Below are 21,673 nucleotides of genomic sequence, written 5' to 3' on the forward strand. Positions count from 1 at the left end.
TAATTCTCCCTAATTATAATTTATCAGGGTTTATTGGGGTGTTTTTTACCCTGTCCCATTTTTATTTTTTGAAAATGAATAGGTTTTAAGTGGTTTTAAAATAAAATATCACATATTTAATGATAATAAACAAGAATTTGGTAATTGACGCAACTTTGAGTTATTTTTAGAGGTACGGAATGAACTTATGAAAAAAGGGGGAATCAATAATACTTTTAAGAAAATAATCCATCAATCTCCGGAAATGGTGTTTTTGGTGGATAACAGTTCCCCATATTGGATTTTTTATTCGAACAGGGCTTTTGAAAAACAAATAGGAGAATCATTAAAAGAAAAAAATCTTGCAGGTTTGGGTCTGGATGTTAGTTCTTATCTTTTTAAGGAAGAGTTGATCATACCATTTAATGAAAAATATTATCTTTTTAAAGTAGAGTTTCCAAATGAAAATTCCGATTACTTTTTATTTTATAATGGTAAGGAAATCGGTACAAAAGGGGGGGCCGATTATAATGAATCCCAAAAATTCAATAATTCACCAAATGACATTCTAGCCATCGCTACTGATAATTTTTTTACCTGGGTCAATGGTAGTGTAAAGAATGTTTTGGGTTATTCCCCGGATGAATTAATAAATGTTGAGTTGGACCACTTTCTCCATCCTGATGAAAGGGAGGCCTTTAAGGAAAGATTAAAGGAAATTAATTCTTCCGGGCAAGATCAAATTAAAATTGTCCATCGATTTTTGACCAAAAATGGAGATTATTCCTGGGTAGAGTGGCATGTCCAAGTGGATGAAGAAAAGTACTATTTAATCGGAAGGGATATTAACGAGTTTCAAGAATTGTCCCAGGATTTAAATTTTCAGAATTCCCTGTTTGATAAAATACCTGAAATGGTGGTTTTGGCAGGGCCAACAGGTGATATAATAAAAGCAAATTTGGAAGCGGCTTCTTTTTTTGGGGTAGAGGAGAGTCGATTAGGAGATTCTCTTCATGCGGGGTTAACCTCCTTTTTTATGGACAAAAAAGTTTGGCAGGATGCCTTAATAAATTTGGAGGGGACCCCTGATTATAAAATTGAAAAAGTTCGGCTTCAAAACGAAGGAATTGAAAAATCCTTTGACATTAGCCTAAGGAAAATCCCTATTGAAGATTCTTTCAATATTTTATTGGCTTTTAATGAAATTAAGGAAGAAGGAAAAGAGGATGTCCTTCAAAAAAATGTTCAATTTTTGAAGCATCTTACCGACCAGGTTCCCGGACTTTTATTCCAATTGGTGCTTGATCAAGAAGGGAAAATGAATTTTCCCTATTTAAACACTGGTTCCTTAAATGTATTTGGAAGTGAAAAAGCTTTTAACGAAAAGGATAACGACTTCAACTATTTTATTAGCAAAGTGCATCCCAAAGACATTGGGAAAATAGTTTCCTCAACGGTAAATTCTGCCAAAAACCTTGTTCCGTGGAAAAGTCAATTTCGCATTAAGCTGGGTGAGGGAAAGGGATATCGATGGATGCTGGGCTCTGCAATGCCCACTGAGTTGGACAATGGGGAGGTTCACTGGTATGGATATTTATCTGATATTGATGAAGTAAAACAGTTTGAAAAGAAACTTAAAAAATCCAAAGAATCAGCAGAGAAGGCAAGTAAGCTTAAGTCCGAATTTATTTCCATGATCAGCCATGAGATTAGGACTCCCTTGAATGCTATTTCGGGATCTGTGTACTCCCTGTTGAATGAACCGCATTCTCACCCCCAAGAGATGGCTCTGAATACCATCAATTTTGCAGTGGATAACCTCATCATTATGATCAATGATCTCCTGGATTTCCAGAAAATGGAGGCCAATAAAATGGAACTGGAAAAGCAACCCTTTAATTTGAAATTGTTGTTGAATCAGGTGATTAATGGACTGCAATATCAAGCCCAGGAGTCAAAAAACAATTTGCATCTGGTAGTTTCTGACCGATTGGATGTGGAAGTTTTAGGGGATAAGATCAGGTTGATCCAAGTGATTAATAACTTGGTGACCAATGCCTTGAAATTTACCAATGAGGGTAAAGTGGATGTAACAGCTACCCTGGTTCAGGAAAATGAGGAGCAAGTAGAAGTTTTCATTGAGGTCAAAGATACAGGAATTGGCATTGCAAAGGAGAATTTTGAAAAGGTATTCAATGATTTTGACCAGGTTAATCAAACTTTCAGTAAAAAATACGGTGGAACAGGATTAGGGATGTCCATTACCAAAAAAATCCTGGAAAGAATGGGTAGTGAAATAAAATTGGAATCCGAGCTTGGAGTGGGGTCCACATTTTATTTTGAGTTGATCCTGGGAAAAGCCCCAGGGAAAGGTCAATTGGTGGACGAAGCGTTGATGCCAGCTCCTGAAGAAATCCAAACATCCTCTGAAAATGTCCAAGTTTTATTTGCCGAGGATAACGATGTTAATGCTTTGGTTGTAGGAAAAATCATGAAAAGGTGGGGGTATGATTGTGATCGGGTAAACAATGGCCAGGAAGCAGTAGAAGCGGTGGACAAGAAGAAATATGACCTGATCCTAATGGATATTCAAATGCCCGTAATGGATGGGTTTACCGCTTCCGAAATTATTAAGAAAAAACAAGATATTCCTATAATTGCCCTAACGGCTGCTTCAAAAGCAGAGGTGTTGAATAAAATAGAAAAAAGCGGAATGGAAAGATTTTTATCCAAACCCATTGATGCCGTGGAACTACACCAAAACATCAAAGAATTGGTCAATGGTAAAAGTTATATGTCTTGAGCTCTATCCAAGTAATCTTTGGTTAAATTGATTGAGCTATCCTTTTGGTAGACCTCCTCCAAATATTCTAATGCCAACTTTTTATCCCCTTTTAGAACATAATAAATCCCTTTATTCCTCAAAGCAAAAAGGTTTCTACTGTTTTGTTTTAGGCTTAGATTGATGTCCTCCAGGCCTTTTTCAAGGTTGCCCAAGTACAAATGATAAAGACCTCTGTTATTGTAAAAATAGGGATGCCCTGGATCGATTTGAAGGGCCTTTTCTACAAATGCCAATGCCTTTTTATATTCCGCCATTTTAAATGCTATCAAAGACCTTAAATTATAAATATTAGCCTCCATAGAGTTGAGCTGTTCAGCCTTTTCAAGGTCTTTTTGGGCAAGGGAAAATTGGTCCAAATAATAATGAATGGTAGCCCTATTTACGTATAAATCTACATTTTCAGAATCACGAGAAAGGGCTTCCCCAAATGCATCCAAAGCTTCCGGGTATTTTTTGAGCTTTTCCAAAGCCAGACCCTGGACAAAATATCCTCTAAAATCCTGGGGCTGTAATTGGATCAATTTTTCGGAATCTCGAATTGCTTTGTAAAATTCTCCATTATCTAAATAAGCAAGGCTTCTTTGATAAAATGCCTCCTCATAATTTTCTTTTGATTGGATGGCTTTGGTGAAATCCTGAATTGCCTTGTAATAATCAGTTTGCCTGTAGTGGGAAATTCCCCGGTTGTAAAATGCAACTGAATATTCCGGGTCTATTTGAAGGGCTTCAGTGTAATATTCGATGGCGCTTTGATAGTCATTTTCCTTCATCTTATTATTCCCTTTCAATAAAAACCGTCCTTTTTTATCCTCTGGAGAATCGCAAGCAAATAAACCCAGAATCAGAGAGATTAATAAGAAGATTGATTTTATATGAATTTTTGCCATCATCATTTTTTGTGTGGGAAGGGAAGTGTTTTTTCCTCCTCCTGTTTCTAGAGGGAATTAATTTGGCTACAAATTTACGGAAAGATTTTTGTAATATCTTTTTTTGAAACCTATCGAAAAAAAATAGGGTTGAAAGGTCAAAGGCATTGAGTTAATAATATTTTCCTAAAAAGGAAGAGCCTCAGGAAAATTGGTGACTTTTTCTTTGGATTCCTTATCTTGGGATAAATGAAATCAATTTTATTTTCATTTTCCATTTTATACTTTTGCATTCCTTTAAAAATATAGAAACATGAGCGATATCAAAATCTTTCACAATCCCCGTTGCAAAAAAAGCAGGGAAACCCTGAAATTGGTAGAAGAAAATGTGAGTAAAGACCATATTGAAATCGTTAAATATTTGGAGACCCCTCCCAGCGAAGCAGAGTTGAAAAGCATTTTATCGATGCTGGGAATTTCCCCGAATGAATTGGTAAGAAAGGGAGAAAAAGCGTGGAAGGAGGAATTCAAAGGAAAAGATCTATCAGATGAAGAACTAATTAAGGTGATGGTGAAAAATCCCAAATTAATAGAAAGACCAATAGTTATCGCCCATGGGAAGGCTGTTTTGGGACGGCCCCCGGAAAATGTTTTGGTTTTGCTATAAATAAAGTACCATTAAAAAAATACCCTCAATACAGTGAACAAAGCCAAAAGGCATTGGATAATCGTTTCTTTTGTGGTCAGTATCATATTGCTGATTATTAAGTTTTATTCTTTTCATATTACCGGATCAAAGGCCATTTTAACCGATGCCTTGGAAAGCATTGTTAATGTGGTGGCATCGGGTTTTGCCTTTTATAGTATATACCTGAGTGCTCAGCCAAGGGACCAGAACCATCCATATGGCCATGGGAAAATAGAGTTTTTCAGTGCCGGCATCGAAGGTGTTTTGATAATTTTGGCTGGTATTTTTATTATTTACCAGTCTATTATAGCCTTGGTTTATCCAGTTGAATTGCAGATGCTTCCATTTGGGATGGTATTAGTTGGAGCATCGGGTTTGGCCAATGGAGTGCTGGGGAAATTACTTGCCCAAAAGGGGAAAGAATACCACAGCCTTACCCTGGAAGCTGATGGTAAGCACCTGATGACTGATGCAATCAGCAGTTTTGTATTGATATTAGGGGTCGGGGTAATTTACCTTACAGGATATTATATATTAGACAGTGTTTTTTCCATGATTTTTTCCATGTATATCATTTATAATGGGTATATATTGGTAAGGAGATCGGTTGCTGGACTAATGGATGAACGCAACCCAGCATCCATGGAATGGGCTGTAAAAGTATTAAACCAGAATAGAAAGAATAACTGGATAGATATCCATAATATGAGGGTGCAACAATATGGAGGAGATAAGCATGTAGATCTCCACCTAACCCTTCCGTATTATTTCGAATTGAACCAAGTCCATGATGAAGTTGAAAATGTGGAAGATGTCCTTGAAGAAAACATGCCGGGCAATGTGGAAGTTTTTGTCCATGCAGATCCTTGTTTACCCGAAAAGTGCTGTCATTATTGCCAAGTCAAAAACTGCGCAGTGAGGAAGTATCCGAAAAGCAAAAAGATAATTTGGAATGCCAGCAATATGTCCAAAAATCAAAAGCATTATCATGAACTGAGTGATGCTCTGTAAAAGGGTAATATTTAATTTTTATTATTCTCAGTGGTTGAACCATTATTTTAATATTGAAAGTAGTTTATTTTTTTTCTGGTCAAGGACTTACTGAATCTACGCCAACATTTAGTTAAATATTCAATATTTAAAATAATCTTGATTCGAACATTTTGCTATTGAACTTTCAGAAAATCTGATAGGCTTAAAATATTATCGGATTACCCGCAATCTGGTAATTTCAATTTATTTCAACTCCTGGCAAGTTTGGCAAGACATCACAATTCAAAGTTCCCAGGGATTCCACCTCGGACCATTTTAGTTGAAACCTTAACAGGCTTCCAACTGTAAATCTTTGAAACACATTAGAATAGGAGATTTAAATCAAATGCTTACTCATTAGTCTTCCGAATGTAGGTACGAGTTACCCCCGGCCTATTATTGAATTTTTGGTTCCTGGCAAAATTGGGTATACACTTTAAATATTAAATTTTATTTTTTTAAGATTTTTTTTAAACTAAATAACTTTATTCCCGCTGTCAAGGTACTGGGTGTTAAAAAATATAGTTTCCAATAATTTGTTTTTTATATACAAAATTATTGGTTTTGATTTATGAAAATGCTTATAATGTGTTGTTTTTCAGTTGTTTGTAGCCTGGGTTGGATTGGTTTTGTCTTAATTAATATGTAAATTAAACCAAAACAACAATATGATGAGCGACGAGAGGAGATTTAAAATGTTCCTGGCTGCGTCAGCCGTTGTTTGGTTAGCGATAATTGTGTTAATTATCGTTTTGTAGTCAGGGTGATTGAAAGTTGTTATTGTTTCTGTTCACCATACAGGGCTTTTTTTTAAATGGGCTTATTTTTTTGGAAAAAAAGGGAAGCGAATTAAATCGCTTCCCTTTTTATTTTTTTGAACATAACCATGAAAAATTGGTTTAAATTTTTCATGGCCTATAGGGCCTTTCCCAAAATTTGTAGTTTTGGTAAACTATTCTGGTAATATGTTAATTATGAAGTTTTGTTTTGATAATAATGGTACCCCTTATTGGTTAAGGAAACTCCTTTTAAGTTTATTTTTTCTTTTTTTCATAATGATAAGTTTTTCACCTACAGCTCAATCCAAATTTACCATCAGCGGTACAATTGAAGATGCCACTAACGGTGAAGGGTTAATTGGGGCAAGCGTTTTTATTCAGGAATTACAAAAAGGGACAACCAGTAATGTCTATGGATTTTATTCCCTTACAGTCCCTCCTGGAAAATATACAGTTCAGGTAAGTTATATTGGTTATGAGCCATTTACTAAAAAGATAGACTTAAATCAGCCACAAACCATGGATGTTTCCCTCCAGCCTGGGGAGGCCACTCTGGATGAAGTAGTAGTCAGTGCCGATCCAGATGATCAAAATGTCCGTTCCACACAAATGAGTGTCAATAAACTGGATATGGAGGAAGTGGAGGTAATACCAGTTATTTTTGGTGAAAAAGACATCATCAAAACCATTCAGTTGCTTCCTGGTATAAAATCCAGCGAGGGAGGAGGAGGATTTTTTGTTAGGGGTGGAAGTGCAGGGCAAAACCTAATTTTGTTGGATGAGGCGCCGGTTTACAATGCCTCACATCTTTTGGGATTCTTTTCTGTTTTCAATGCAGATGCTATTAAAGATTTGTCTATATATAAGGGACACATTCCTGCAGAATATGGAGGGAGGGCCTCTTCGGTATTGGATATCAAGATGAAGGAAGGGAACAGTAAAAACTGGGGAGCTCAAGGTGGAATTGGCCTGATTTCCTCCAGACTGACCGTGGAGGCACCTATTGTAAAGGATAAGGGTTCATTTGTAGTTTCAGGCAGGAGGACCTATGTGGATGTCTTTTTAAAAGCTTCCAGTAATGAGGATGTCAAAAATTCCATTTTATACTTTTATGATTTGAATGCAAAGGCCAATTACAGATTGGGAGAAAACGACCGCTTGTTTGTTTCCGGTTATTTTGGAAGGGATAATTTTGGCTATAGTGATGTGTTTGGGTTTGATTGGGGAAATTCCACTGCCACTGCCCGCTGGAATCACCTATTCAATGACCGTTTGTTTTTAAACACCACAGCACTTTTCAGTGACTATAATTATAATGTGGATATTGGTGGAGATGAGGGAGAAAATAATGGCTTTTTGATTACCTCCGCCATTCAGGACATCAGCCTCAAGGAAGATTTCGAGTATTATATCAACCCTTCCAATACATTGAAATTTGGGGCAAGTGGGGTTTACCATATTTTTGTCCCTGGGGAAATAAGGACGGATGAAAATGCAACAGTCAACCCTTTAGAATTGCAGCAAAAATATGCATGGGAGGCTGCTGCCTATGTTTCGGATGATTGGGAAGTTTCCAAAAGTTTTAAAGTCAATGCAGGCCTTAGGTATTCCTGGTTTGGGCAAGTAGGCCCAGGGGAAGTTTATACTTATGATGAAGTAGGGGATGTTGTCCAAAACGAAAATTTCGGAAAAGGGGAATTGGTTAAAGCTTACTCAGGCTTTGAGCCAAGGCTGGGTTTAACTTATTTATTGAATGAAAATACTTCCATCAAGGGGTCATTTGGGAGAAACCGGCAATACCTTCACTTGGTTTCCAATTCCAATTCAGGGACTCCTATTGATCTTTGGATTCCCAGCAGCAATAATGTTCGGCCACAAATTGCTGACCAATTGGCAATAGGGTATTTTAAGAATTTTAATGACAATGCCATTGAGGGGTCCTTAGAGGTTTATTATAAGGATATGAAAAACCAGGTTGATTATAGAACTGGGGCGGATTTGATTTTCAATGAAAATGTTGAGTCCCAATTTTTATATGGAAAAGGCTGGAGCTATGGAACAGAGTTTTATTTGAAAAAAAATAAAGGGCCATTAACTGGTTGGGTAAGTTATACCTGGTCGAGAAGTAAAAGAAAATTTGATGGAGTGGATCGTGGGGAAATTTATCCTGCAAGTTGGGATAGGCCCCATGATCTTTCCCTAGTAGGAATTTACAAACTGAGCAAAAAATTAACCCTTTCTGGAACTTTTGTGTACAGAACTGGTGATGCTGTGACTTTTCCGATAGGTAAGTATCAGGTGGATGGCGAGGTTATCAATCGCTATGGCAAAAGAAACAATGACCGTTTGCCTGATTATCACCGATTGGACCTGGGTGCTACTCTTCAACTGAAAAACACCCAAAAATTTGAATCAGACCTTAATATCTCCATTTACAATGTGTACGCCAGGAAAAATGCCTTTACAGTCAATTTCAGGGAAAACAGAACGGACCCATCCAAAACAGAAGCAGTAAAGCTTTCCTTGTTCAGTATTTTGCCCTCCATTACTTATAACTTTAGATTTAAATAATCATGTATAGCAAATTTTGGCATATTGGCGCTTTGATCTTATCCTTAGCTTTCTTTTCTGCTTGTGAGGAAGTTATTGAATTGGATTTAGATGATGGTGGCCCCATGTTGAACATTGAAGGGGTTGTGGCAGATCAAACAGGGCCTTACTTGGTGAAAATTTCCAGGTCTGTAGGTTTTTATGAGGATAATGAATTCCCTCCGGTATCCGGGGCATTGGTGACCATAAGTGACAATGAGGGCCATAAAGAAACCTTGGAAGAAATAAGCCCCGGGATTTATCAAACCAATACTTTACGGGGAAAACGGGGAAATTCGTATGATCTGGAAGTGGAATTGGAAGGCAAATCATATCAAGCCTCCAGTCAAATTCCCCCTGAACGAATTCCAATTAAAAATTTAGAATATGGATACCGGAAAGGGTCATTTTTTAGTGATGATGGTTACTATGTTACTGCATTTTTTGAAGATCCGGAAGGGTTGGGCAACTATTACCGTTTGGTTTTATTGGTGAACGGGGAGGAATACTTTTTTGAGGTGGATGGAGACATGGTACGGGACAATAATCTATGGCTGTCAGATGATAAATATACCGATGGAAATATTCAGGATTTTGAATTTCCTCATACCCTGGAAGAGGGAGATACAGTGGATGTAGCATTATATCATTTGGATCAAACCACCTATGACTATTACAGGACTTTAGAAGAAGTCATAGATGGGGGAGGAGTTGCTCCTTCCAATCCGCTTTCCAATTTTGGAGATGAAGCTTTGGGGTATTTTGGGGCCTATTCAGTAACTTCCTTAAGGGTAATTATTATTGATCCCGAAAAGGAGGAGGAATGACAGGTTTGTAAAAGTGATTTCGTGGCACAAATAAAATAAGTTGCAAGAAAATAGATAAAAGCGCAAAAAGGGCTGTTTGAGTAATTTACTTCCAAACAGCCCTTTTCAATTTTATTTGAAATGGATCATTTGTTTTTTTTTATAACTATATCAAACCAGCTCTTTTGAGAAGTGCTTCAGGTTTGGGTTCTCTTCCTCTGAATCTTTTATATAAGATGGATGGGTGCACTCTACCGCCTGCAGAAAGGATATTTTCTTTAAAGGATTGGGCAGTTTCGGGGTCAAAAATGCCGTTTTCCTGGAAAAGCTCAAAAGCATCTGCATCCAAAACTTCTGCCCACTTGTAACTGTAATATCCAGCCGCATAGCCTCCCTGGAAAATATGAGAGAAGGAGGTAGTCATCATGGTTCCTTCCACATTCGGAAGCAAGTCTGCCTCCTTCATTGCTTTCCTTTCAAAATCAAATAAAGAATTTACTTCAGCAGGGTCAGTGTTGTAATAAGCCATATCCAAAAGTCCAAAGCTAACTTGTCTCAAAGTTTGATAACCTTGGTGGAAATTTGCAGCTTTTTTTATTCTTAAGATAAGGTCAGCAGGAATTTTTTCCCCGGTTTCATAATGCTGGGCAAAAAGGTCCAAACATTCCTTTTCGTAGCACCAGTTTTCGAAAATTTGGGAAGGCAATTCCACAAAATCCCAATATACATTGGCACCGGATAGAGATTCATAAGTTCCGTTAGCGAGCATTCCATGCAATGCATGTCCAAATTCATGGAAAAGGGTGGTAACCTCACTGAAAGTCAATAAGGAAGGTTTTGTTTTGGTGGGCTTGGTAAAGTTGCATACAATGGATACATGAGGCCTTTTGTCCTGGCCACCTACTTTTTTCTGTCCTTGGTATATGGTCATCCAGGCGCCATTCCTTTTGCCCGCTCTGGGAAAGAAGTCAGCATAAAAGACGGCGAGGTGTTGGCCGGAAAGGTCTTTGACCTCATAAGCAGTGACCTCTGGATGGTAAACTGGGATGTCCGTATTTTTGATAAATTCCAGGCCGTAAAGTTTAGAGGCTGTTTTGAATACCCCCTGAATGGTGTTTTCCAATTCAAAATAGGGCTTGAGTAGTTCATCATCCACTTCAAATTTGGCTTTTTTTAGTTTTTCCCCATAAAAGCTAAAGTCCCATTTTGCCAGCTTTTCCGGGCCACCCTGTTTTTTGGCAAATTCTGTCAATTCAGACAATTCCTCCTCAGCTTTTGGCTTGGCTTTGATCAATAATTCCTGTAGGAAGTTTAGTACTTTATCGGCACTTTCAGCCATTCTTTCCTCCAAAACAAAATCAGCAAATTTTTTGTACCCCAATAGGTTGGCCCTTTTGTGCTTGAGTTCCAGTATCTTTTTGACAATTTCCTGATTGTCCAGGTCGTCACCCTTACAGGACTTGGTGTTAAAGGCTTTGAAAAGTTTTTTCCTTAATTCCCTGTTTTCCGCATAAGTCATAAATGGAAGGTAGCTGGGGAAGGCAAGGGTAAATACCCAATTCCCATCTTTCCCCTTTTCTGAGGCAGTTTGAGCAGCTGCTTCAATAACCGCTTCTGGAAGCCCTTTTAGATCTTCTTCATTGTCCACCACCATTTCATATTTATTGGTTTCTGCCAATACATTTTCCCCAAATTGAAGGCTGTATTGTGCCAGCTCCTTGTCAATTTCCCGCAATTGGAGTTTATCCTCATCAGATAAATTCGCACCATTTCGGACAAAAGCCTTATAAGTTTTTTCCAATAGGGTTTGCTGTTCCTCATCTAGAGAAAGGCTGTCCCGCTTTTGAAAAACCGAATTAACTAATTCGAAAAGCTCTTTATCTAACAAAATATCATTGCTGTGTGCGGTCATCAAGGGTGAAATATCCCTTGCCAGTTTTTGGATTTCATCATTGGTTTCTGCAGAATTGAGGTTGAAAAATATGCTGGCTACTATATTTAACCTTTCTCCAGAACGGTCCAGGGCTTCTATAATATTGCTGAAATCTGGTTCCTGAACTTCCTTAATATTTTCAATTTCAGCCCTAGCTTCTGAAATGGCAGCCTGAACTGCAGGTAAAAAATGTTCGTTTTTTATCTTGTCAAAAGGGGCTGTATGAAAAGGAGTCTCAAATTTTTCCAATAAAGGATTCATAAATATTTTTTTTTCTATGGTTTATCTAAATTATTGGCCTTTATGGCATCAGATAGACAAAGTTAATGATTTGGTGAAAGTGGCAAGCTTCTCAGGAGGATTAAGGTGATTACCCTTTTGAAATCCACGATTTTAATGGAGGCAGGAAAGAAAAATCGGGATAAAGAAATCCCGAAGAAAATTCCAACTAAAACTATACTTTGAGATTCAATAAATGCTGAAAAAAAAGGAATTTTTTGGTTTTTGACTGTATTAATGGTGGTTAATCAATTAAATTTATTAATAAGCAGATCAAAATATATTTGATATGAATGAAAAGTTGATGCCGGAAAGCAATGAATATGGTTCATTTTATGAAACCTATATTTCCTACGTCCGGGGAAAAGATCCGTTGGATTTGATGCTTTCCCAAATAGGGGTATTGAGAGAATATTTTGTCGGGGTTACAGAGGAAGTGGCCCAGTCAAATTATGATGATGGGAAGTGGAGTTACAAGGAAGTCATTGGGCATATTAATGACACAGAGAAGATCATGCTTTATCGGGCCTTGTGTATAGCAAGGAATGAAAAAATAAAGCTTCCAGGTTATGAGCAGGAAGAATATGTCAAGGCAGCCAATTTTAATCAAATTCCTCTTGCCATATTGTTGGATGATTTTGAACAAAGCAGAAAATTGATGGTTCCTTTTTTTAAAAATCTACCTGATGAGGCTTTGACCAGAATTGGAAATGCCAATGGTTATGATCTTAGTGTCAGGGCTTTGCTGAATATCATCCCAGGGCATTTTGAACATCATATGCGTATTCTGCACGAAAGGTATGGCAGGTAATAAAAGATTCTAAATGACTTTCTATATGCCAGTAAAATAAAAATAATGTTCACCGTGGACTGTTCAAAATGTCCTCTGAGCTTTCCTCAATTTGAAACAGAAAGAAACTAAGCTTATTGGTGAACCAAATAACATCAACAACTATGTTTGAATATAATCCCGAAAAGCATTATCCACAGGAAACAGAAAGCAGGGTGGTGGTAAGGTTTCAAGATTGCGACCCTCTTCAGCACCTGAATAATGCCAAATATTTTGACTATTATTTTAATGCACGGGAAGATCAGGTCCCCAAGTTATATGGAATTGAAATGATTGACATGATCCGGAAATATCAAGCGGCTTGGGTAGTTTTTAATCACAATATTTCCTATGTCAGGCCTGCCATGGTAGGAGAGTGGGTAAGAATAATGAGTAGGGTACTCTGGCACAATAACAATACGGTTGTGGTGGAATATTATATGACCGATGATTCAAAGAAGGAACTAAAAAATGTACTTTGGACTACTTTGCGTTATGTTACCTTAAAGAGTGGAAAGTCTACTGATCACAAAGGGGCCGTGGTGGAGTTTTTGAAAGCCACCTCCGGGGATTTTGATATTAAAGGGTGTACCATATCGGAAAGAGTTAAGCAGTTGAAATCTGAATTGTTTAACTGAATGTAGATTTGGAATAAAAAAAGGGCCGCCAAATTTTTTGACTGCCCTTTTTTGGGGAGGACTAATATACCTTATACATTTTATTGGCTGAATTAATGTATTCCAAGGGCTTAAAGGCCTTGTCAAAGGAGTTTTGAAGACTGATTAACTTGGATTCCAATTCAATGATTCTTGGGCCGATATGTTTGCTTTCCTTATACTTTTTGATCAGTTCATTGTATTTATTGATATTTTCACTGATTCGGAAAGTGATTCCACCAAATCTAATCTTAAGAGATTGGATTTCCGCCATTTCATTATGAAAGGTGTTTTTCCAGTTTTTGGGATTTTGGTCCCTTTCTGCCCGTACTTTATTTGATATGGTTTTGGTCAGATCATTGAGGTATTCGTACCGGAGGTTGGCATCATTTTCATCACTGTACCTCTTTTCAAATTCCTTTTTGGAGATGCCCAAAATGTCCAGGTTTTTTTTCAAGTTTTGCTCATAGATTCTTTTTAATTCCTCCAGTTCTGTATCTATAGCTTCCCATTCAGTTTCAATAAGGTTTTTGTCATGGGTGTATTGGCCTAATACGGTCACCAATTCAAACATTTCCTGACTTTGATTCCTCAATTCCCTATGTCTTCTTCCATTTCCAATATCTTCTATGTAATTGGACATGCCCATAAACAAAGCCTGACTAAAGGTCCCAAAGATCGGTGTTCCTGCAGAAAGATCGCCAGTTAAGTTAATTAAGTTGGAAACCACACTCAATGCGGGACTGTCCTCCTTGTTTTCTTTTACATAGCTTTGGAAACCTTTGTACCAATCATTAAACCCGGGGTATTGAGTAGGGTTGCCCACCGAATTAAGGGTTTGGAAAAAATCCCTTGTGGCCCCAAAAAGAATTAATGGCCTCAATTCCCTTTCCATTGATACCAAGTTGATCATTGCAGATTGGTAATTACCCTGGTATATATTAAGTTCGGCCTCTTTCTCAGCATGTTGAAAGTCCTCGATCAATTTGACACGCTCAATCAATTTTTCGATTTTTTGGGTTTCACTACTGGTCTGGTTGAGCGACTTGTCCAGCATTTGGATTTTTTGGTCCAGGTCGTGGAGTTTGGTCCCCAACTGGTTGTCCAGGGAGTCCGTTTTTAGTTTAATGCTTTTTAAAAGGCTGTTTTTTAAGGCTTGTTCCAGGGAAATGGTCATCGAATCCGTTTGGGCTTGGGCAGACCATAGGGCTAAAAAGAAGATTAAAATGGATATTGGGTATATTTTCAGTTTCATACAATTTAATTTTTCTTGCTCTATACGAAATTTGTGCCATAAATGTAATTCCAAAATTTCAGCTATGAAATAAGAGCGATTTCAAAAATTGTAATAGGTGAATTTAAATTCAATGAATAAATGTTTTAATCAATTAGTTATTTGCTTGAAATAGGTTTGAAAAGCATAAAAATATATATAAAAAGCAAAATAATGCATTGAAATGTGGATTTTTACTATTATATTATTGGAGGTAATAATCCGGTCCCGGATAAAAATGAATGTTTATTTGGTGCCGGATAGCTTGATCACCCTAAATTAATCCCCATGTTTTTCACCCCCAGGATTATTTTTGACGAGGAGCACCTTTTGTTTCGTCAGTCGGTAAAAGAGTTTGTAAAAAGGGAAATTACGCCCAATAATGCACAATGGGAGCAGCAAAAGATGGTGTCCAGGGAATCCTGGAAAAAGTTAGGGGAAAACGGTTTTTTGTGTATGCAGGCACCCGAAAGATACGGTGGGTTGGCATTGGAAGATTTCAGGTTCAATGCCCTATTTATTGAGGAGTTAGGTCTAAGTGGTTGTTCAGGACCGGCGATTGGGTATCCATTGCATAATGATATTGTATTACCCTATATTCTGCATTATGGTTCCGAGGAGGCAAAAATAAAATATATCCCCAAAATGGTATCAGGAGATTATATTTCTGCGATTGCAATGACGGAGCCAGGAGCAGGAAGTGATTTGCAAAATATTAAATCCAGAGCTATTGACCAGGGAGGATATTATACCCTTAGTGGAACAAAAACTTTTATTACCAATGGCTACCTAAGTGATGTCGTTGTAGTTGCTGCAAAAACTGACCCTAGTAAAGGAGCTAGGGGGATTAGCTTATTTGTGGTGGATAAGGAAATGCAAGGGTTTACCAAAGGAGTTCCATTTAAAAAAGTCGGCCTGCATGCACAGGATACTTGTGAATTGTTTTTCGAGGAAGTCAAAGTTCCCAAAAAAAACTTATTGGGGGAGCCTGGAAGAGGTTTTACCTACCTGATGACTGAGTTGGCTCAGGAAAGATTGGTAGTAGCCTTGGCCGCTTTGGCATTGGCAGAATTTATGATTAATGAAACCATAAAATATGTGAAACGCCGCCCCGCTTTTGGAAAAACCGTGGCCGATTTTCAAAACACCAGGTTCAAATTGGCTGAATTGGCTGCTAAAATCGAGCAAGCCAGAATATATTGTGATCAACTGGTAATGCTGCATAATGAGAAAAAAGTGGACAGTGCCATGGCTTCCGCTGCAAAATATTTAATGACTGAATTACAATGCGAAGTTGCCGATGAATGCGTTCAACTTCATGGGGGCTATGGATATATGTGGGATTATCCGGTGGCAAGAGCTTATGCAGATGCCCGGGTGCAAAGGATATATGCAGGAACCAATGAAATTATGAAGGAGCTAATTGCCAGAAAGATTTTAAAGTAACTGCTGTTTTATGGTAAAGCAAGACCCAAGTCGTTGGACGGCTGAAATCAGGATTTGAAGGTTTTATTTTTACCCAAAATTTATTTGAATCAATGCCATATCACCTGTTCAGGGACCGTCCATTTAATGGTTATTATTTCCTTTTAATAAAGCTAAAACTGGGTGGGCCAGGGGCCTAAATAAAGAGTTGATTTTATTTTGTTAATTCTTCTTTACTGGTATAAGGTTTTTATAATCAATAATTAAGCAGAATTTCTTCTTTCAGGTAAATTTTTTTCTTTTTTTTAAAATCATAAATAAGCTATATTGATAAGTAAATCAGCGGTTAATATTAACTAATCACCTCATTCAAATTTCATATTTCATGCAAGATTTCCCATGGTTCAAGCATTATCCCAAATCCGTTCCCAAAGAAGTGGATGTCCACGCATATGGCAATATCGTGGACCTATTTGAAGAGTGCATCATTAAATATAAGGATGCCGTGGCCTATGAATGTATGGGTAAAAAAATGAGTTTTAACCAACTCGATCAATTATCTCAAAATTTTGCAGCCTTTTTACAGGAAGATTTAGGGTTGAAAAAGGGTGACCGGATAGCAATCCAAATGCCTAATTTACTTCAATATCCAGTGGTGATGTTTGGGGCTTTGAGGGCAGGTTTGATCATCGTCAATACCAACCCCCTTTATACTTCCAAAGAGATGTTGCATCAGTTTAAGGATGCCAAGATTGAAGCCATTGTAATTTTGGCCAATTTTGCCAGTAAACTAGAGGAAATCCTACCGGAACTTGGAGTGAAACATATCATCATTACAGAGATTGGGGATATGTTGGGAGGAATGAAAGGAAGCATTGTGAATTTTGTAGTGAAATACATCAAACAAATGGTGCCTACATATCATATTAAAAATAAAATGGCCCTGATGGATTGTCTGAAAAAGGGAGTTTCTTCTATTTTTAAACCTGTAGAAATATCTTCTGAGGATACTGCCTTTTTACAATATACTGGAGGAACCACTGGGATTTCCAAAGGTGCCGAGCTTACCCATGCCAATATTGTGGCCAATATGCAGCAAATTTCTGCCTGGATGCTTCCCAAACTGAAGGAACGGGAGGAAATGGTTATAACCGCCCTTCCCCTGTATCATATATTTGCTCTTACTGTCAACTGTCTTGCTATGTTGAAAATTGGGGCGCATAATGTACTTGTTACCAATCCTAGGGATATGAAGGCTTTTTGTAAGGACTTGCGTACCCATCCATTTAGTATTCTTACTGGAGTAAATACTTTATTCAATGGTTTATTAAACCAAGAATCATTTAGGAATCTTGATTTTAGTGCTTTAAAGATATCTGTGGGAGGAGGAATGGCTGTTCAAAAATATGTGGCCGAAAAGTGGAAAGAAGTAACAGGAACTCCACTGGCAGAAGGATATGGCTTGACGGAGACTTCACCTGTTGTTTCCTGTAACCCTATTGATGGAAATGAGCGGCTGGGAACTATCGGCTTGCCGCTACCCAATACCGAAATTAAAATTATTGATGATGATGGCAATGCTTTGTCTTTTGGAGAAAAAGGGGAACTATGCATCAAAGGGCCCCAAGTGATGAAAGGTTATTGGAAAATGCCGGAAGAAACCGCCAAAGTATTGTCTGAAGATGGTTGGTTAAAAACCGGAGATATTGCTGTTTTAAATGAAGATGGCTATTTGAAAATTGTGGATAGGAAAAAAGAGATGATTTTGGTTTCTGGCTTTAATGTATATCCCAATGAAGTGGAGGATGCTATTGCCTCTCATGAAAAAGTGGTAGAGGTGGGCGTCATAGGCATACCTGATGAACAAAGCACAGAAAGGGTAATTGCCTATGTAGTTCCAAATGATACCTCTCTTTCAGAGGAGGAAGTAATCCAGCACAGCCGTCAATCCCTGACAAGCTATAAAGTTCCTAAAGAAGTCCATTTTGTTGATGAATTGCCCAAGTCCAATGTAGGAAAAATCCTCAGAAGGCTAATCAAGGAAAATCACCAGAAAAAAGTATTACCATAAAAAAAGCGGGTTTATAAACGACCCGCTTTTTTTATTAAAGGCTTACTTCTTTATCTTTAAATGCTTCCCTGGGTTTTAGATTCAGGGTTTGGAAAAGTTGTTTGTCTGAATCTTCTTCCGGATTTGGGGTGGTTAATAATTTGTCCCCTGCAAAAATGGAGTTGGCTCCAGCCATAAAGCAAAGGGCTTGTTCCTCTGTGGTCATTCTTACCCTTCCCGCAGAAAGTCTGACCATGGCTTTCGGCATGATAATTCTAGCAGTGGCGATCATCCTGACCATTTCCCAAACAGATACTTTTTCCTGTTCCTCCAATGGAGTTCCTTCTACTGGAACCAGGGCATTTACAGGTACAGACTCTGGATGACTTGGCAAAGTAGCCAAAGTGTGTAACATGCCTACCCGGTCTTCCAGATTTTCCCCCAATCCGATGATTCCACCCGAGCAAACCGAAATATCAGCTTTCCGGACATTATCCAGGGTGTTTAGCCTATCGTCATAGTTTCGGGTGGTTATGATCTGGTCATAATGTTCCTCACTGGTGTCCAGGTTATGGTTATAGGCATAAAGGCCAGCATCTTTAAGCTTTTTGGCCTGTTCTTCAGAAAGCATACCTAAGGTGCAGCACACTTCCATGCCCATGGTATTTACCCCTTTTACCATTTCCAGAACCTTGTCAAAGTCCCGGTTGTCCCTTACTTCTCTCCAGGCAGCACCCATGCAGAACCTTGTGCTACCGGCAGATTTTGCATCAGCAGCTTTCTGCAAAACTTCTTCCACTTCCAATAGTTTGTGGACCTTTACATCAGTATGGTACCTTGCTGCTTGAGGGCAATAGGCACAATCTTCAGGGCAACCCCCAGTTTTTACTGACAATAGGGTGCAAACTTGTACTTCCTGTGGGTCATTAAACTCCCTATGAACAGTGGCTGCCTTATATATTAATTCTAAAATGGGTTGATCAAAAATAGCTTTGATTTCTTCCCTTGTCCAATCGTTTCTAATCTCAGTCATCAAAATGGCATTTGGATGGTGAATTCAGGGGCTAAAATTATTGATTTTTGTTTAGTATGTAATGATTTTTTCTGCTTTTTCCCTATTCAATTGAGAATGGGTGAGTTAAGCTAACCTGATCCGGGGTTTGGATTGAGGTGATATTATATAAGAGGGTAATTAATCTCACTTATTAAGCCTTAAACCAGGATGGTCTTAAGGACATGGAATTAACTTGTCTGGGGCAACAGGCCAGAATAGGATTTTAGGCTAATAATAATCAGAATTATTTTTTTATTTCTTCCAGGAGATGGAAAGCTTGATTGTAATGTCTTTTTTCATGACTGATAATGATATTGATTGCCAATTCCAAGGGATAGGCAATTAAACGGTTAGCCGGGGAATGAATCACCTGTTTATTTTCTAGAAATGGCTTAAGTTGACCTATCCAACGAGAAAGATTCTTTTGGTGTTTTTCAAACTGGTCTAATAGTTCTTTATTTTCGGGTACTTCATATTTGGATGGGATCCATATGGGAAGGGTTTTGAATTTTTTGTGGTTTTCCGGGGCAACGGATTTGAGGATCATTTTACCCAGCGCTTTTGTAAGAAAACCAAAATTGCCAATGAATGGCTTGGAATAATTTCCCTTTTCCAATTGTCGAAAAATAGGAAAATAGCTTTCGTTTAGGACGATCAAATGTTGGATGTTTTCAGCAATACTCCAGGTTTTTGCATCGGGTTTCATATGCAGGGTTTCCACATCCAAAGATTGAAAGCTGTCTTTAAACGATGCAGTAATTTCTTGAATATCCTGTTGCCAATTCTTAATGGTGGTATCCATGTTCATATTAAGGGAAATGTAGCTTTTTTGAATTTAGTAAAAATGTAAAATACTATGACATTAAGCGTCAAAATTCGCTAATATGATTGAAAAAACATGAATTTTGGTTGGTGAAAAGCTAAATTTGTCAATATAAAAAAATGGGTATGTATGCAATCGTTGATATTGAAACCACTGGAGGGTATGGGAGAAGACATCGAATCACAGAAATTGCCGTGGTTGTTCATGACGGAAAACAGGTTTTGGATACATACCAGACATTGTTAAATCCTGATTGCGAAATTCCAGCTTTTATTACCGGCCTGACAGGAATAGATAATGAGATGGTCCAAGGTGCACCATTTTTTGAAGAAATAGGAGAAGAATTATATGAATTATTGAAGGATAAGGTCTTTGTGGCCCATAATGTAAATTTTGATTTCAATTTTATCAAATCAGAATTTAGCAGAGTGGGTATCAATTTTGAGAGGCCAAAGCTATGCACTATTCGACTAAGCCGAAAATTGATACCTGGGTTGCCCTCCTATAGTTTGGGCAGCATTTGTGAGTACATGGATATCGAAATTCACGATAGGCACAGGGCGTTTGGGGATGCGGAGGCTACCGCCATTCTTTTTGGGATTTTGGTCCATAGGGATGATCAGGGAGTGATCGCCCAAGCTATGAAAAGGAATTCTGGGGAATCCTTTTTGCCACCTCATATTTCCAGGGAGCAATTTTTGGAATTGCCCACATCTGTGGGTGTGTATTATTTTCATGATGAGCATGGAAAAGTCATTTATGTTGGAAAGGCCTTGAATATTAGAAACCGGTTCAAGGGCCATTTTTCAGGTGCAGGAAAGGGCAAACAGGCCATGAAATCAGCCATTCATCATGTTTCATATACATTGACAGGAAGTGAATTTTTGGCTCTTTTGGTGGAGGCATTGGAAATAAAAAAACACTGGCCAAGGTTTAATAGGGCATTAAAAGTGAAAGCTGGGGCCTGGGGGCTTTATCAGTACCAGGATGGAAAGGGTTATATGAGGTTTCAGGTATCGAAAATCAATAAATTCAAAAAGCCTCTTATTACTTTTAGGACCCACCATGATGCCTGGTCGTATCTTTTGAAAAAAGTGGAAGAGTTTAAGCTATGCCCCAAACTTTGTGGGATTCAAAAAACTCCTGGTGCTTGTTATGATTTTGAATCGGGTTTTTGTGATGGAGCTTGCGCGGAAAAAGAAGATTCTTCCTCTTACAATGATAAAGTACTGGATTGGTTGGGGCAGATTCCTCTTGAAAACCAACGGATGTTGATCAAAGAAAAGGGGAGAAACCCTGAGGAAGAAGCTGCCATTTATTTCGATCAAGGGATATTAAAAGCCTACGGTTTTTTGGATCTTAAACAGGAGTTTCAATCCGATGAGGAAGTAATTGCAAGTTTAACTCCGGTGAAACCTGTTTCTGAAACGGCAGTTATTCTAGAACAATATTTGGGTAAAAATTTGTTGAAAAAGGTCAAAGTGATTGAAGGGTTAAGTTTATGAGGTTTCTGAAATAACAAAGGAATATGGCTCATTGCCTCATTTCAGTATTTATTTTTAATCTGGCACATTTTTTAGAATGGTTCATTTTTAAAGATTTTTTCAAGAAAGGGATAAGGGTTATAGACTTGAATTACCACTTCTCGGAATAATATACTTAAAAGGTATTTGTGTCAAATTTTTGGGTATATCTGTGTTTTATTTTATGATAAAATCACGATGAAGTTGTTGTTTAATATGTTCTGTATGGTTTTATAAAAACAGA

15 protein-coding genes are annotated in these 21,673 nt (G+C 37.9%); 10 read left to right on the top strand and 5 right to left on the bottom strand.

Going from position 1 to position 21,673, the window contains the following annotated elements:
• Positions 1-187 precede the first annotated feature (187 nt).
• Entirely contained in the window at positions 188-2,782 is a 2,595-nt protein-coding gene (locus QWY93_RS13185; protein ID WP_290248741.1) for an ATP-binding protein, read from the top strand.
• Here the strand turns inward: QWY93_RS13185 and QWY93_RS13190 are convergent.
• On the bottom strand, positions 2,770-3,612 hold the full coding sequence (locus QWY93_RS13190) for a tetratricopeptide repeat protein (protein ID WP_290248742.1): 843 nt from the start codon (positions 3,610-3,612) through the stop codon (positions 2,770-2,772). The two genes, QWY93_RS13185 and QWY93_RS13190, sit on opposite strands and share 13 nt — an antisense overlap.
• Positions 3,613-4,003: 391 nt before the next feature.
• Here QWY93_RS13190 and arsC point away from each other — a divergent pair, with 391 nt between their 5' ends.
• The 4 genes from arsC (at position 4,004) to QWY93_RS13210 (ending at position 9,605) form a co-directional block, all read left to right on the top strand.
• Positions 4,004-4,357, top strand: a complete 354-nt coding sequence (arsC, locus tag QWY93_RS13195; protein WP_290248743.1) for an arsenate reductase (glutaredoxin) — start codon at positions 4,004-4,006, stop codon at positions 4,355-4,357.
• Between the two features lie 33 nt (positions 4,358-4,390).
• Complete coding sequence (locus QWY93_RS13200) at positions 4,391-5,389, top strand: cation diffusion facilitator family transporter (protein WP_290248744.1); 999 nt, start codon at positions 4,391-4,393, stop codon at positions 5,387-5,389.
• 1,076 nt (positions 5,390-6,465) lie between these two features.
• Positions 6,466-8,760 carry a TonB-dependent receptor gene (locus QWY93_RS13205; RefSeq protein WP_290248745.1) on the top strand — a complete coding sequence of 765 codons (2,295 nt, stop codon included), beginning with the start codon at positions 6,466-6,468 and terminating at the stop codon, positions 8,758-8,760.
• A gap of 2 nt (positions 8,761-8,762) precedes the next feature.
• Positions 8,763-9,605, top strand: coding sequence for a DUF4249 domain-containing protein (locus QWY93_RS13210; protein ID WP_290248746.1), 843 nt, complete (start codon positions 8,763-8,765; stop codon positions 9,603-9,605).
• A gap of 145 nt (positions 9,606-9,750) precedes the next feature.
• On the opposite strand, the gene QWY93_RS13215 is transcribed toward QWY93_RS13210, so the two are convergent.
• Positions 9,751-11,778 carry a M3 family metallopeptidase gene (locus QWY93_RS13215; protein WP_290248747.1) on the bottom strand — a complete coding sequence of 676 codons (2,028 nt, stop codon included), beginning with the start codon at positions 11,776-11,778 and terminating at the stop codon, positions 9,751-9,753.
• 307 nt (positions 11,779-12,085) lie between these two features.
• Here QWY93_RS13215 and QWY93_RS13220 point away from each other — a divergent pair, with 307 nt between their 5' ends.
• Complete coding sequence (locus QWY93_RS13220) at positions 12,086-12,607, top strand: DinB family protein (RefSeq protein ID WP_290248748.1); 522 nt, start codon at positions 12,086-12,088, stop codon at positions 12,605-12,607.
• 143 nt (positions 12,608-12,750) lie between these two features.
• Positions 12,751-13,263 carry an acyl-CoA thioesterase gene (locus QWY93_RS13225; RefSeq protein ID WP_290248749.1) on the top strand — a complete coding sequence of 171 codons (513 nt, stop codon included), beginning with the start codon at positions 12,751-12,753 and terminating at the stop codon, positions 13,261-13,263.
• Between the two features lie 61 nt (positions 13,264-13,324).
• Here QWY93_RS13225 and QWY93_RS13230 read toward each other — a convergent pair whose 3' ends face one another.
• Positions 13,325-14,536, bottom strand: a complete 1,212-nt coding sequence (locus QWY93_RS13230; RefSeq protein ID WP_290248750.1) for a hypothetical protein — start codon at positions 14,534-14,536, stop codon at positions 13,325-13,327.
• Positions 14,537-14,842: 306 nt separating this feature from the next.
• Between QWY93_RS13230 and QWY93_RS13235 the strand changes: the two genes are divergently transcribed.
• Both QWY93_RS13235 and QWY93_RS13240 read left to right on the top strand, forming a co-directional pair.
• On the top strand, positions 14,843-16,000 hold the full coding sequence (locus QWY93_RS13235) for an acyl-CoA dehydrogenase family protein (RefSeq protein WP_290248751.1): 1,158 nt from the start codon (positions 14,843-14,845) through the stop codon (positions 15,998-16,000).
• Positions 16,001-16,364: 364 nt separating this feature from the next.
• Complete coding sequence (locus tag QWY93_RS13240) at positions 16,365-18,050, top strand: AMP-binding protein (RefSeq protein ID WP_290248752.1); 1,686 nt, start codon at positions 16,365-16,367, stop codon at positions 18,048-18,050.
• A 34-nt stretch (positions 18,051-18,084) separates the two neighbouring features.
• Here QWY93_RS13240 and bioB read toward each other — a convergent pair whose 3' ends face one another.
• Together bioB and QWY93_RS13250 are read right to left on the bottom strand one after the other, a co-directional pair.
• Positions 18,085-19,062 carry a biotin synthase BioB gene (gene bioB / locus QWY93_RS13245; protein WP_290248753.1) on the bottom strand — a complete coding sequence of 326 codons (978 nt, stop codon included), beginning with the start codon at positions 19,060-19,062 and terminating at the stop codon, positions 18,085-18,087.
• Positions 19,063-19,327: 265 nt separating this feature from the next.
• Positions 19,328-19,885: a DinB family protein gene (locus tag QWY93_RS13250; protein WP_290248754.1), complete on the bottom strand. Its 558-nt coding sequence runs from the start codon at positions 19,883-19,885 to the stop codon at positions 19,328-19,330.
• Between the two features lie 146 nt (positions 19,886-20,031).
• Between QWY93_RS13250 and QWY93_RS13255 the strand changes: the two genes are divergently transcribed.
• Complete coding sequence (locus tag QWY93_RS13255; protein WP_290248755.1) at positions 20,032-21,411, top strand: exonuclease domain-containing protein; 1,380 nt, start codon at positions 20,032-20,034, stop codon at positions 21,409-21,411.
• Positions 21,412-21,673 lie beyond the last annotated feature (262 nt).

The organism is Echinicola jeungdonensis, assembly GCF_030409905.1.
Taxonomy (GTDB): domain Bacteria; phylum Bacteroidota; class Bacteroidia; order Cytophagales; family Cyclobacteriaceae; genus Echinicola; species Echinicola jeungdonensis.